General features: G+C 69.8%; 14 protein-coding genes. 5 read left to right on the top strand and 9 right to left on the bottom strand.

The genetic code is table 11. The annotated features are described in order from the left end of the window. Positions 1–84: 84 nt before the first annotated feature. The 6 genes from ABD156_RS08955 to ABD156_RS08930 form a co-directional block, all read right to left on the bottom strand. Positions 85–576, bottom strand: coding sequence for a YbaB/EbfC family nucleoid-associated protein (locus tag ABD156_RS08955; RefSeq protein ID WP_344268977.1), 492 nt, complete (start codon positions 574–576; stop codon positions 85–87). After that, positions 573–953 carry a YbaB/EbfC family DNA-binding protein gene (locus tag ABD156_RS08950; protein ID WP_344268974.1) on the bottom strand — a complete coding sequence of 127 codons (381 nt, stop codon included), beginning with the start codon at positions 951–953 and terminating at the stop codon, positions 573–575. Before ABD156_RS08950 ends, ABD156_RS08955 begins: the two co-directional genes overlap by 4 nt. Further along, on the bottom strand, positions 954–2,069 hold the full coding sequence (locus ABD156_RS08945; RefSeq protein WP_344268970.1) for a C40 family peptidase: 1,116 nt from the start codon (positions 2,067–2,069) through the stop codon (positions 954–956). Then, the gene (locus ABD156_RS08940) at positions 2,066–2,380 is read right to left on the bottom strand and encodes a hypothetical protein (RefSeq protein WP_116205241.1); all 315 of its coding nucleotides are present in this window, start codon (positions 2,378–2,380) and stop codon (positions 2,066–2,068) included. The genes ABD156_RS08945 and ABD156_RS08940 overlap by 4 nt, the downstream gene beginning before the upstream one ends. Before the next feature lie 78 nt (positions 2,381–2,458). Then, positions 2,459–3,259, bottom strand: coding sequence for a DsbA family protein (locus tag ABD156_RS08935; protein ID WP_344268964.1), 801 nt, complete (start codon positions 3,257–3,259; stop codon positions 2,459–2,461). 5 nt (positions 3,260–3,264) lie between these two features. Beyond that, positions 3,265–3,774 (bottom strand): MauE/DoxX family redox-associated membrane protein, encoded by a 510-nt coding sequence (locus tag ABD156_RS08930; RefSeq protein ID WP_344269264.1) that lies wholly within the window; start codon positions 3,772–3,774, stop codon positions 3,265–3,267. A 98-nt stretch (positions 3,775–3,872) separates the two neighbouring features. Between ABD156_RS08930 and ABD156_RS08925 the strand changes: the two genes are divergently transcribed. From ABD156_RS08925 to ABD156_RS08910, 4 genes are all read left to right on the top strand, one after another. Next, complete coding sequence (locus ABD156_RS08925; protein WP_344268962.1) at positions 3,873–4,703, top strand: glutamate ABC transporter substrate-binding protein; 831 nt, start codon at positions 3,873–3,875, stop codon at positions 4,701–4,703. Further along, the gene (gene hrpB / locus ABD156_RS08920; protein ID WP_344268960.1) at positions 4,700–7,114 is read left to right on the top strand and encodes an ATP-dependent helicase HrpB; all 2,415 of its coding nucleotides are present in this window, start codon (positions 4,700–4,702) and stop codon (positions 7,112–7,114) included. The genes ABD156_RS08925 and hrpB overlap by 4 nt, the downstream gene beginning before the upstream one ends. Before the next feature lie 77 nt (positions 7,115–7,191). After that, entirely contained in the window at positions 7,192–8,106 is a 915-nt protein-coding gene (locus ABD156_RS08915) for an ATP-binding cassette domain-containing protein (protein ID WP_344268957.1), read from the top strand. Continuing rightward, on the top strand, positions 8,103–8,861 hold the full coding sequence (locus ABD156_RS08910; RefSeq protein ID WP_344268953.1) for an ABC transporter permease: 759 nt from the start codon (positions 8,103–8,105) through the stop codon (positions 8,859–8,861). The genes ABD156_RS08915 and ABD156_RS08910 overlap by 4 nt, the downstream gene beginning before the upstream one ends. Here the strand turns inward: ABD156_RS08910 and ABD156_RS08905 are convergent, their stop codons facing one another. Continuing rightward, entirely contained in the window at positions 8,862–9,413 is a 552-nt protein-coding gene (locus ABD156_RS08905; RefSeq protein ID WP_344268950.1) for a TetR/AcrR family transcriptional regulator, read from the bottom strand. A gap of 52 nt (positions 9,414–9,465) precedes the next feature. Here ABD156_RS08905 and ABD156_RS08900 point away from each other — a divergent pair, with 52 nt between their 5' ends. Next, a complete protein-coding gene (locus ABD156_RS08900; RefSeq protein ID WP_344268947.1) occupies positions 9,466–10,605 on the top strand; it encodes an FAD-dependent monooxygenase in 1,140 nt (379 codons plus the stop codon). Here the strand turns inward: ABD156_RS08900 and ABD156_RS08895 are convergent. Together ABD156_RS08895 and ABD156_RS08890 are read right to left on the bottom strand one after the other, a co-directional pair. Beyond that, positions 10,577–11,224 carry a response regulator gene (locus ABD156_RS08895; protein WP_344268944.1) on the bottom strand — a complete coding sequence of 216 codons (648 nt, stop codon included), beginning with the start codon at positions 11,222–11,224 and terminating at the stop codon, positions 10,577–10,579. The genes ABD156_RS08900 and ABD156_RS08895 overlap by 29 nt on opposite strands. Beyond that, positions 11,221–12,768 carry a sensor histidine kinase gene (locus ABD156_RS08890; RefSeq protein ID WP_344268941.1) on the bottom strand — a complete coding sequence of 516 codons (1,548 nt, stop codon included), beginning with the start codon at positions 12,766–12,768 and terminating at the stop codon, positions 11,221–11,223. The genes ABD156_RS08895 and ABD156_RS08890 overlap by 4 nt, the downstream gene beginning before the upstream one ends. Positions 12,769–12,786 lie beyond the last annotated feature (18 nt).

Here is a 12,786-nt window from a genome sequence, read left to right as displayed (position 1 = left end):
AGTCACAATCAGCTTCGGGGTGCCCCGCGCAACCACCACCCCCGAAGGGGGCGTCAGCCCCCGATAACGCACCCCAGACCCACTTCACCGATCCGACCGCAACGAAGCCGGATCAAACCCCTCCCACTCCTCATCACTATCCACAATGGACAAATAAGAAGCAGGAAACCGCCTCTCCCCCACCCTCTCTCCCCGCAACCGCTGAAACTCCTCCACCGTCATCCCAGGATCATCATCCGCGGACCGAGCCGGAGCAGCCCGCCCGGACAACGCCTCGACAAGCAACCCAGCCTCCTCCCCCAGCAACAACCCCACCCGGTTAAAACAATCCTGCTCAGCCTCAGCCATAGCCACCCGCACCACCTCAAGCACAAGCGCCGAAACCCGCGCCGGATCCGCCGACACCAACGACGGCGCAAGCCACAACCGCTTCAACGCCCCCAGCGCATCGACAGTCACCTCAACCGACCCGTCCACAGCATGAGCCGACCCGCGCGCCTCCGCCATCAACGAGGCGACCTGCCCCAACGCAGCCTCACGAGACCGAGCCAGCTCGATAAGCTCCTGGGTCTTCACAACACCACCGGCTCTTCGTCATAGAAATCCGGATCATCCTCAGCCAACGCCGCATACCCCAGCGAAGCCACCGCTTCCGCACCCAATACCGGCGCCAGCACCTGATGCATCCGATCCGCAGCCCGCCGCTCAGCCCGCCGCGACAGCTCCAGGATCTGCGAAGCGACAGCCTCCGACCCGCTCCGCAAAGCAGCCCGAGTCAAGGTCAGCCCAGTCAGCAACCCACCCGGCGCGACCTCAACCGAAACCCCGCCGGCAGCGGCCTTTCCCACCACCGGCCCGGCCCGCTCGAATCGCGCGGCAGCCGCCTCCCCGGTCCGGGAGGCCTCCTCCATCACTCGCGCCACCGCGCGGTCCATGTCGAACTCAGCCACCACTCACCCCGTCGGCCGGTAGAACCCAATGAACTGCTGCCCGGCATTGGTCGTCCGGATCTTGCTGATCTGCACCGGATCCCCGGCCTCGACCATCTGCCCGTCGCCGATCACCATCGCGACGTGCCCGGACCACACCACCAAATCCCCCGGCAGCAACTGATCCATCGACGGCACCTCGGCCCCGACGGTCTGCTGCTTGGCCGTCCGCGGCAACTGCAACCCGGCGTCCTGATAGGACGTCATGGTCAACCCGCTGCAGTCGAGCCCCTGCCCGCGCGCGGTCCCGCCCCACACGTACGGCACGCCCAGCTGAGACAGCGCCGCCCGAACGGCTTTGGCCGCGGTCTCGTTCGGGGCCATCACGGTCTTCCCGCCCGGCAGGTTGATCCCCACGCCACTGCCGGGCTGCGGCGGAACAGCCACCGGCAACCGGGGCTTCCCGGCGTACCCGCCGCCGCCTCCAGCGCCGCCGCCGGAGTCACCACCGCCACCGCCGTGGCTAACGTGCGCACCGTTGTTGTTGAACGCCTGCGGCACCGACGTCGTCGCGCTGCTCGCGGAGGTCGAGTCCGACCCGCCGAGCCGCTGCCCCAGCCCGGTCAGCTTCCCGAGCGTCTCCTCGGTGAACGTCGCCGCCTGACCGGTCAGCTGCCCGATCTTCGCCTGCAGCTGCATCAGAATCTGCCGCGCCGCGGCCGCCCGGCTTTCCGGCGGCTGAATCCCGTTGACCGCCGCCAGCGCCTTCATCGAAGACGCGATTTCGCGCAGAATCTGGTCCCGGACCTGATCATTGCGGATCTCGCCGACGTGCAGCGTCTCCGCCGCCTCCGCGACCGCCCGCTCGATTTCCGCGCTCTCGTCGAGCAGGTCCTGGACTTCCTTCTCCAGATCCTTCGACGTCGCGACCGCGCGCTCCGAGGTCGCCCCGGAACTGGCCGACGCCAGATTCACCCGCTGACTGCCCGCGTGCTGATTGGCCTGGCCGACGGACGTCTGCAGCGCGACATGCCCGTCGCGCGCGCCGTTGATCGCCGACGGATCGTGCTTCAGCTTCGCGGCGAACTGATTCGTGGTGTCCAGTCCATTGCGGACCAGATGATCGACCGGAGCGTTCACGAGAATCTGCGCAAGGCGTCGCCGTGTTCCTGCTCCACCGCCGCATAATTGCCCTGCGTGCGCCGAGCGGCCTCGCCGACGTCGTGCCAGCCGCCGCCGAGCGCGTGCATTCGTTCCTGCAACGCGCGCATTCGCGCCCCGTACGCGCCGGCGAAGCCGGATTCGTCCCCGATCGCGGAAAACCCGTCGCCGGACAGCGTCACGTGCGGACCGAGATGTGCTTTCGCCGCCGCGCGCACCTCGTCGCCAAGTGGGTCGACCTGCTTCGCGTAGTTCTCATACGCGCCGTCGTCGACATGAAAACCGGACACAACCCGCCCCTCCCCTGAGCCCTGCGGCCCAGGTTAGCGGACGGGTTGTGCCCGGACAGGCGAATTGACCGGATCAGGTCAGCCGTTGAGGATCTTCGTCAGCCAGTCGCCCTGGGCCGGGACGGCCTTGCCGTTGACCGCGACGGTGGGCGTGCCGAAGCCGACCTGCCCGTTGCCGAAGTCCTGCTGGAGGTTCTGGTCGCCCTGGATCTGCTGGAACGCCGCCTGCAGCTGCTGGTCGTAGGCGCCCGTGTTGACCGTCTCGGCGAACTTCGGGTCGCTGATCCCGAGGTCCTGGCCGAGCTTGATCAGCTGGGCCTTGTCGTACCCGCGGCCGCCTTCCTGCGGCTGGTTCTTGAACAGCGCGTCGTGGAACGCGGTGAACTTCTGCTGGTCGGCGGCGGCGAGCGCGGCGTTGGCCGAGTCGAGCGAGTAGCCCGGCGGGTCCGAGTTCTTGTTGAGCAGGATCACCATGTGGTAGCGCACGGTGAGCTGGCCGTCGTTGATCGCCTTCTCCATCCGCGGCCCGTAGTCCTGCTGCAGCTTCGCGCAGTACGGGCACAGGAAGTCGGCGTACAGGTCGATCGTCTTCGGCGCGCCCGGTTTCCCGACCGACACCACGGCCCCGTCGCGCTTCTCGACCACGCCCGGCCCGAGCGCCGAGGTCGTGCCCGGCTGGATCGCGCTGTCCTGCGTGGCGTTCTTGCTCGAGTTGATCCAGAGCACGCCGCCGATCACGAGCGCGGCGACCACCACGACGGCCACCACGATCGCGATGATCTTGTTCCGGTCGCTCTTCGAGCCCCGCGCCTGGGCGACCGACCTCGCGGCCGCCGCCTGCTGACGGCTTTTCCGCGCGTTGCGCGCAGCTCCACCCACTGTCCCTAATTCCCTTCCGCGATGCTCTTGGGGTAGTCGTCCGGGGCCTCGCCTGAGTTCCCGGCGTTCCTGCCCTTGCCCCAGCCGAGCCAGCCGTCGACCGAGAACCACGTGCGCGGCCGGACAAGCAGCCACACCGCGAGCAGGGCGAAGCCGGTGTCGCGCAGGATCTCCTGCGGGTACTCGGTCTTCCCCGCGTCCACGCGCCCGCCGCCGCCGAAGCAGCCGCAGTCGATGCTCAGCCCGCGCGCCCACGACTGCGCGATGCCCGCGACGAGCACGGCCAGCAGCAGCAGCGAAGCAGCCGCGACCCAGCGCGTGGCCAGCCCGGCGAGGAGCAGCAGCCCGAGCACCAGCTCCAGCAGCGGCAGCCCGGTGGCGACCGGGCGCACGAGCGCGTGCGGGAGCACGTCGTAGGCCTGCACGGCGATGTACGTCTGCCCCGGGTCGGCGATCTTCAGGCCGCCGGACACGAGCCACACGGCAGCCAGCCCGAGACGGGCGAGCGTCCCGATGGTGTCGAGTACAGGTTGGGGCAGTCGGCGCACGCGCTTAGGCTAGCCGTCTGACCTGAGAACTATGTGAGCAGCCGAGCGGCGAAGCGGAGGCACCGATGCGGTTTCGCGCAGTGCTCGCCGCGGTGTTTCTGCTGGTCAGCTGCGTCTCCTGCGGATCGTCGACGGTATCCAAAGACGATCCGCTTCCCACCCGGGCGCGTGACGGCAACCACCTGACCATCGGCATCCGGTTCGACGCGCCCGGCCTTTCGCAACGAACTGTCGACGGAAGGCTCGCCGGTTTCGACGTCGATGTCGCTACTTTCGTCGCGCGCGAACTGGGCGTCGAACCGGACCGCATCACCTGGCACGAGACCACCCCGGCGCGCCGCGAGACCGACCTGACCTCGGGCGCGGTCGACCTGGTCGTGGCCACCTATTCGATCACCGACAAGCGGAAACAGCAGGTCGGCTTCGCCGGCCCGTACTTCGTCACCGGCCAGGACCTGCTGGTGCGGCTCACCTCGCCGGACATCACCGGCCCGGAAAGCCTCAACGGCAAGCGGCTCTGCTCGGTCACCGGCTCGACGCCCGCGCAGATGGTGAAGGACAAGTTCGCGCAGATGGTGAAGCTGGTCGAGTACCCGCGGTATCCGGACTGCGTCACCGCGCTGCTGGCCAACCAGGTCGACGCGGTCACCACGGACGCGGTGATCCTCGCCGGGTACGCCGCGCAGAATCCGGAGCTGCTGAAGGTGGTCGGCCGCCCGTTTTCCACTGAGCGGTACGGCGTCGGCCTGCGCAAGGGCGACACCGAGGGCCAGCACGCGGTGGACGACGCGATCCGGAAGATGGTGTCCAGCGGGGCCTGGCGGAAGTCGCTGGAGACGAACATCGGGCCGTCGAACTATCCGTTGCCGAATCCACCGGAGATCACCGAGCAGTGACCGACCTAGCCTCGCTGCCGGACCTGCCCGTCCGCGCGGTGCTGCCGTCCGTGCTGAGCGCGCTCGACGACCGCGGCGCCGCGGTGCTCGTGGCCCCGCCCGGCACCGGCAAGACCACGCTCGTCCCGCTCGCGCTGAACCGCGGCGAAGGACGCGTCGTGGTCGCCGAACCGCGCCGGCTCGCTGCGAGGGCCGCGGCCGGGCGGATGGCCGCGCTGCTGGGCGAACCGGTCGGCGAGACCGTCGGGTACGCCGTGCGGGGCGACCGGAAGGTGTCGTCGCGCACGCGGATCGAGGTGGTCACGTCCGGGCTGCTGGTGCGGCGGGTGCAGCACGATCCGGAGTTGGCCGGGGTGTCGACGGTCCTGCTGGACGAATGCCACGAACGCCATCTCGACGCCGATCTGCTGCTCGCCTTGCTCCTCGACGTCCGTGCCGGGTTGCGCGACGACCTGCGGCTGCTCGCGACCTCGGCGACAGTTGCGTCCGGACGGCTGGCTGAACTTCTCGGCGACGCGCCGGTGATCACCGCGCACGCCCGCACGTATCCGGTCGAGCTGAGCTATCGCGCTCCGACGCGCGGGGAACGTCCGGAAGCCGCGGTGGCGTCGGCGGTCCGGAAAGCACTGTCCGAAAGGGACGGTGATGTGCTCGCTTTTCTTCCTGGGGCAGGAGAAATCGCGCGCACGTCGTCGCTGCTGAGTTCCCTGGACGCTGACGTGCTGCCGCTGCACGGACGTCTTTCCGCTGCCCGGCAAGACGAAGCGTTGCGGCCACGGGACCGGCGCCGGGTAGTTCTCGCGACCGCCGTCGCCGAGTCGAGCCTGACCGTTCCCGGCGTCCGCGCGGTCGTGGATTCAGGCCTCGCGCGCGTCCCCCGGGTCGATCACCGACGCGGTCTCGCCGGGCTCGCCACGGTGCGGGTTTCGGCCGCGGTGGCGGAACAACGCGCTGGTCGTGCGGGCCGCGAAGCGCCTGGCCGGGCGTACCGCTGCTGGCCGGAGCACGAGCAAGCGACGCTCCCCGCGTATCCGGAACCGGAAATCCGCACCGCCGAGCTGGCGCGGTTCGCGTTGGAACTCGCCTGCTGGTCCACTCCGGACGGAACCGGGCTCGCCTGGTGGGACCCGCCCGGCGAAGGCGCGCTCGCCGCTGCGCGAAGCTTGCTGGTCACGCTCGGCGCGACCACAGAGGACGGTGCGGTCACGCCGCGCGGACAGAAGATGGCCGACCTCGGCTTGCATCCCCGGCTAGCGCGCGCGTTGCTGGACGGCGCGGAGGCCGTCGGAGCCCGCGCTGCCGCAGAAGTGGTTGCGCTGCTTGACGCCGGAGCGACGCTGACCGATGTCGAAGCCGAACTGCGACGCCTCCGCTCCGCGCACGACGACGCGGCCCGCCGCTGGCAGCGGGACGCGAAACGGTTGGCAGCCTTGGTCAACTCGCCAGCCAAAACCGCACCAGACGCCGCGTTGGTCGTCGCTCTGGCGCATCCGGAACGCTTGGCGCGGCGGCGCGCAGGGTCGGCCCCGGTGTACCTGATGGCCAGCGGAACCGCGGCCGAACTCCCCAGCGGCAGCGGTCTGGGCGACGCCGAATGGCTGGCTGTCGCCGAAGCCACCCGCGACCCGGGCCGCGTCCACGGCACCATCCGGCTCGCCGCGACCGCCGACGAAGCACTAGCGACTCAAGCCGCGCCAACCCTGGTGTCCGAAGTGGACGAAGTACATTGGGACGGCGATGTCGTCGCTCGCCACGTCCGCCGCCTGGGCGCGATCGTGCTGTCCGAAAAGCCTTTGCGCGATCCAGACCCACAGCTCGTCCACGACGCAGTGATCGCCGGACTCCGCACCGAAGGCCTCGGCTTGCTGCGCTGGAGCCAAGACGGCGCCCGCCTGCGCGAACGCCTGGCCTTCCTGCACCGCGCGCTGGGAGAACCGTGGCCGTCAGTGGATGACGAAACTCTGCTGTCCGATGTAGACACCTGGCTGGACCTCTCGCGTGTCCGGCGGAAAGCCGATCTCGCGAGCGTCGACGCCGGAACCGCCCTGCGCGGCCTGCTCCCCTGGCCCGAGGCGGCCCGGCTCGACGAACTCGCCCCGGACCGGCTCGAAGTCCCGTCCGGTTCGCACTACCGCGTGGACTACCGCGGCGACCAGCCAGTGCTCGCGGTGAAGCTCCAAGAGACCTTCGGCTGGACTGAGACGCCATCACTCGCCGGCGTGCCGGTGGTGCTGCACCTGCTGTCCCCCGCCGGTCGCCCGGCCGCGGTCACCGCCGACCTCGAATCCTTCTGGCGCACCGGATACGCCGCCGTCCGCGCCGACCTCCGCGGCCGGTATCCGAAACACCCGTGGCCGGAAGACCCCGCGACCGCCCAGCCGACCCGGCACACCACCCGCAGGGCTCGCTGACCCCTGCCTAAAGTCGGGGTCGGTCCAGGACGGTCGGCCGATGTCCGAAGCCCCCGCCCGGGCGCAGACTTCGCCCTATGATCACGTTTCGCGGATTGACGAAGCGCTACGGGCAGAAAACGGTGGTGAACGGCCTCACCTCGGTCATCGAGACGGGCACGGTGACCGGGTTCCTCGGCCCGAACGGCGCGGGCAAGTCCACCACCATGCGGATGACTGTCGGCCTCGACCGGCCCGAGTCCGGCGACGCGCTGATCCGCGGGAAACCGTATGCAGAACTGCGGTTTCCGCTTCGCGAGGTCGGCGCGCTGCTGGATGCGAAGGCCATGCATCCCGGACGCAGTGCGGGCAAACACCTGCTCGCGATGGCGCGCAGCAACGGAATCGCCGCCAGCCGCGTGGAAGAAGTACTTGCGACGGTCGGGCTGAGCGACGTCGCGGGCAAGCGCGCCGGGACGTTCTCGCTCGGCATGAGCCAGCGGCTCGGCATCGCCGGCGCGCTGCTCGGCGACCCGGGCGTGCTGATGTTCGACGAGCCGGTCAACGGCCTCGACCCGGACGGCGTCCGCTGGGTGCGGCAGCTGATGCGCTCGCTCGCCTCCGAGGGCCGCACGGTGTTCGTGTCCAGCCATCTGATGAGCGAGATGCAGCTGACCGCGGACCGGCTGCTGGTCATCGGCAAGGGTTCGATCCTCGCCGACGCGGCGATCGGCGACTTCATTGCGGGCAACTCGAGCCGGTCGGTCGCGGTGCACGTGCCGGATCCGGCCGAGCGCGCGAAACTCGCGGACTGGCTTCGGGGCAACGGCCGGACGGTGGTGCCCGGGGAGGACAGCGAACTGCTCGTCAACGACGCGAGTGTGGCCGAGATCGGGGATCTGGCTTACGAACTGGGCATCCGGCTACACGGGCTTCAAGAGCGGACCGCCTCGCTCGAGCAGGCGTATATGGAACTGACTGCCGGATCGGTGGAATACGGGGTTACGGCATGACGAAGCTGGCGATTTCGGCGGAGTGGACCAAGTTCTGGTCGGTGCGGGCGACGTGGTTGTCGCTGATCGGCGGCGTGGTGCTGATGGCGTTCTTCTCCGTCGTCTCGGGGATTTCCCAGCATGCGGAGGATGATCGGCAGCAGACCGCGCACGGCATTGTCAACTCCGGGGCGATCTACCTGGTCGAGTTCTGCGTGCTCGCGGTGGCGACGCTGTTCGTGACCAGCGAGTACACCAGCGGGGCGATTCGCTCGACGCTGCAATGGGTTCCGGTGCGGGCTCGGGTCACCGCGGCCAAGGCGGCGGTGCTGGTGCCGGTGCTTTTCGTTTACGGCGTGGTCGTCGCGGCTGTCGGGATGGGAGTCGCCTCGGTGCTGATGCGTGGGGCTGGGGGTTCCACGTCGCTGTCGCAGGGGGCGATCACCGCATTGGGCATGGGGGCGTATTTCGCGCTGCTCGGCGTGCTGTGCCTGGGGATTTCGTTCGTACTGCGCAGCGCGGCGGGCACGTTGGTGGTGGTGATCGTGCTGCTCCTGCCGTTGCCGATGCTGATGTCGTCGTACGTGCTTCCCGGCGCGATGAACTACTTCCCGGCCTTCGCGGGGATCAACGCGATGGTGCCGCCCGGCGACGTAAACCCGATGTTCGGCAGCTTGCCGCCGTACGGGCCTTGGGTCGGCGTGCTGATCTGCCTCGTCTGGGCGGTCGCCGGAATCGGTGCCGGGACCGCGCTGCTGAACCGTCGCGACGCCTGATCAGGCCTGCGACAACCCCAATCCGGCAAGCACGGCACGGGCTCCTTCGACCAGTTCGGCTTCGGTCGGCGGGTTGACGGAGCCCGTTCCTGCCAGTGCGTCGAAGATCGATCCGTCGAGCCAGCCGATGAGCACGCGGGTGTGGTCCTCCGGCGTCGGAGAACCGGCCGTGGCAAGCACTTCCGCGCACCGCCGCCGCAATTCCAGCCCGCCGGCGTCGTATCGAGCCCGCAGCTCCGGCCGTCGGACCGACTCCAGCGCGAACTCGTAGCGCGCGAGCATTCTGGTGCGCCCGACGGTGATCGACCGGTACACCATCGCGCCCAGGAACTCCGCGAGTTCCCCCTCCGGCGGCGCGACTTCGGCCTGGTCCAGCGCGACCATCCGGTCCGCGGCCAGTTCCAGCAGCGCGGCGCGAGTGCGCGCGTAGTACGACGTCGAGCCCGCGGGCAGCCCGGCCGCCCGGTCGACGGCGCGGTGAGTCAGCCCGCGCATGCCCTCGGCCGCGATCACCTCGACGGCTGCGTCGCCGATCACAGCTATCCGTTCCACTCCCGGGACACTACAGGTGTAGAGTCCTCTACAGACGTAGAGGAGGTCGGACATGGCTTCGCGACGCGCGGTCGTGGTCGGGGGCGGCATCGGCGGACTGGCGGCGGCGATCGGGTTGCGCCGCGTCGGCTGGGAGGTCACGGTGCTCGAACGGGCACCGGAGCTCACGGCGATCGGCGCGGGTATCTCGTTGTGGCCCAACGCGCAGCGAGCGCTGGCCGAACTGGGCGTCGAGCCCCGGATCTCGGCCCAGCGCGGCGGCGGGCTGGTCGACTGGCGCGGGCGTCGGCTGGCCAAGTGGGACGCCGACCTCTTCGTGCGCAGCCACGGGTTGCCGCTCGGCGCGATCCACCGGGCGAACCTGATCGACACGCTGCGGTCAGCGCTGCCGAACTCGTGTTTGAAGACCGGGGTCGAGGTTACGAGCGTTGAGCAAAACGGCGTGGTGCACCACGACGCCGGTTCGACCGAGGCTGACCTGATCGTGGCCGCCGACGGGATCAACAGCCCGATCCGGCAGGCGCTGTTCCCAGCCGCACGCGTGGAGTACAGCGGCGGTGCGGCGTTCCGCGGTATCGCCAAGCTGCCGCTGAAGCCCACACTGAGCACGACGTGGGCCGCCGGGATCGAAATCGGCGTCCTGCCGTTGCTGGACGACGAGGTGTACTGGTGGGTCTCGGAAGCCCGCCCGGCGGGGATCCGGCACGACGACGTCCGCGCTTACCTGAGCGCGAAGTACGGCCGCTGGCACGACCCGATCCCGCAACTCATCGACGCCACCCCGGAAATTCTGCTGCACGACACGCATCACCTGGCGACGCCGCTGCCCAGTTACGTCCGCGGCCGCGTCGCGCTCCTCGGCGACGCGGCGCACGCCATGCCGCCGTTCCTCGGGCAGGGCGGCTGCCAGGCGTTGGAGGACGCGGTGGTGCTGGCTTCCCACGTCAGAGAGTCCACAGTGGACGAAGCACTCCGCCGTTATGACGCTGAACGTCGCCCGCGCACGCAGAAGGTCGCGAAGGCGTCGATCCAGGCCGGGGCCAGCGGACCGCTCCTCCGCAACCCGGCGGCGGTCGCGCTTCGGGCAACGTTCACCCGGCTGCTGCCTGCCTCGATCACCACTCGGGTCGGAGCCAGCATCAGCCGTTGGCAACCGCCGAGGCTTACACCAGCCCCGCTTCAAAAGCCGTGATCGCGGCCTGCACCCGGTTGCGGACGTCCAACCGGGTCAGGATCGTGCTCACGTGCGCCTTGACCGTGCCCTCCACCACGAACATCCGCGCCGCGATGTCCGCATTGGACAGTCCCTCGGCCAGCAGCACCAGCACTTCCCGTTCCCGGTTCGTCAACACGTTCACCCGCTCGCGCGCGGTCGCGGCGCGGCTGAACCGGCTGCCGGACAAGCGCGTGATCACCCGGTGCGCGACCTTCGGCGACAGGAAAGCCGCGCCGTCGGCCACCGCGTGCACTCCGGCCAGCAGTTCGCGCGGATCGCCCGCCTTGAGCAGGAATCCGCTCGCGCCGAGGCCGAGCGCGCGTTCGATGTACTCGTCCTCGCCGAACGTCGTCAGCATGAGAACGCCGGTGTCCGGCAGCAGTTTGCGGATTTCCTCGGCCGCGGCGAGCCCGTCGAGGCCCGGCATGCGGATGTCGAGCAGCGCGACGTCCGGCCGGTTCGCGCGCGCCAGCTCGATCGCCCCCCGTCCGTCCGCGGCTTCGGCCACCACCTCGATTTCCTTGTCCGAGGCCAGAATCGCGGCCACGCCGGCGCGGATCATCGCTTCGTCGTCGGCCAGCAGTACGCGGATCACGGTTCGTCCTCACTGTAAAGGTCTTTGCTCGCCACCAGACCGTCCACAAAGCACAGACGGTAGACAGCGTGGTTGAAGTTGAGCCAGCTCCGGCCGGCTCCGTAGTACTCGCAGGTGCTTCGATAAGGCTGCGGCGGCACGTTGATCGCCGGAAGCGTCGTGCGCTGGCGCGAGGGCAGCATCGGTTCGACCGCCGAATGCGGCATGCCGAGCTGGATTCGCTCGTACGAGTCCGGCGGCAGCTCCGACGACGACCACTGGGCCAGGAACGCCACCCCGGCGCCGCCGATGATCACCCCGAACAGCCCCAGCGGCACCACGATCGCCTGCACCAGGCTCGACCGGACGGCGCGGCGGGCGCGTTCCAGCTCGCGCGCGGCCTGCCCGATCATCTCGTCGTCCTGCTCCGGCGCGGGCGCGGCGTCGTGCGGCAGCCGCGCCGCCACCTCGAATCCGCCGCCGGACGGACCCGCGGTCAGGCTCCCGCCGACCAGCCGCACCCGCTCGTGCAGGCCGATCAACCCGCGTTTCCCGGACCGGACGGGCAACGGACCGGCGGGCGGCGGCGCGTTCCGCACCCGGACGTCGGTCGCCTCGTTCGTGCTGGTCACATCGATCGAAACGGCCGCGCCGGGCGCGTACTTCGCCGCGTTCGTAAGCGCTTCCTGCACGACGCGGTAGACCGCCCGCGCGACCATCGGCGGCGCGTTGTCGAGACTGCCGAGCCGCGCGCCGATCTCGATTCCCGACGCCCGCGCGCGGTCGATCAGTTCCCCCAGATCGCCTTGCACTGGCTCGACCGGTGCGGCGTCCTCGCGAAGCACCCCGATGATCTCGCGCAGCCGTTCCGTCGCCGTCGCCGCGCCCGCCCGAAGCTGTCCGGCGGCCTCGCGTTGCTTGTCGCCTAGTTCGCTGTCGACCTCCAGCGCCGCCGCTCGCACCGCGATCAGGCTCAGTTCGTGGCCGAGCGAATCGTGCATGTCGCTGGCGATCCGGGCCCGCTCCCGCAGCCGCGCTTCCTGCGCGACGAGCCGGTGCCTGCTCTCCATCTCCTCGGCGCGCCGCCACCCGTCCTGCGCGAGTTCGCGCCGAAGCCGCACGTGTCGCCCGAGCAGACACGGCGCCACCCCGGCGAACGCGAGCGTGCCGAGCACCGCGCCCCACGCGTCGAAGCTCGACGTCGGCAGGAGAGCGAGCGGGATCCCGGCCACCGCGATGGCGAAAAAGCTGATCATCGCCACCCGCGCCCTAGCGAGCCGCAGGCCGGCCAGGTACGAGATCACGACGATCAGGAAGAACTCCCACACCGCGACCCGGCCGCCCCAGCCGAACGCGATGACGATCGCCGTCGCCATCGCCACCACCAGGGCGACCGCCGGGTACACCCGGGCCGTCGCCATCGCCACGGTGACCGACGTCAGGCCGTAGGCGAGCTCCCAGCCGTTCGGGCTGTTCGGCGCGTCGAGCAGGACGAACCCGCACAACGCGGCCCAGAGCAGCACGTCGAACGCCACGCGCCAGCGGAACCGCGTCGCCTCCTTCATTCCGCTGACGCTACAAGG

The sequence above is a fragment of the Amycolatopsis albidoflavus genome (genome assembly GCF_039525725.1).
Taxonomy (GTDB): Bacteria; Actinomycetota; Actinomycetes; order Mycobacteriales; family Pseudonocardiaceae; genus Amycolatopsis; species Amycolatopsis albidoflava.
Note: the sequence above shows the minus strand (reverse complement) of the source record. Positions and strands in the feature narration are given on the sequence as shown.

Excerpts from the sequence above, each read along its gene's own strand:
- ABD156_RS08910 (WP_344268953.1), top strand. The coding sequence starts at position 8,103 with ATGACGAAGCTGGCGATTTCGGCGGAGTGGACCAAGTTCTGGTCGGTG.
- ABD156_RS08890 (WP_344268941.1), bottom strand. The coding sequence starts at position 12,768 with ATGAAGGAGGCGACGCGGTTCCGCTGGCGCGTGGCGTTCGACGTGCTG.
- ABD156_RS08900 (WP_344268947.1), top strand. The coding sequence starts at position 9,466 with ATGGCTTCGCGACGCGCGGTCGTGGTCGGGGGCGGCATCGGCGGACTG.
- ABD156_RS08925 (WP_344268962.1), top strand. The coding sequence starts at position 3,873 with ATGCGGTTTCGCGCAGTGCTCGCCGCGGTGTTTCTGCTGGTCAGCTGC.
- ABD156_RS08915 (WP_344268957.1), top strand. The coding sequence starts at position 7,192 with ATGATCACGTTTCGCGGATTGACGAAGCGCTACGGGCAGAAAACGGTG.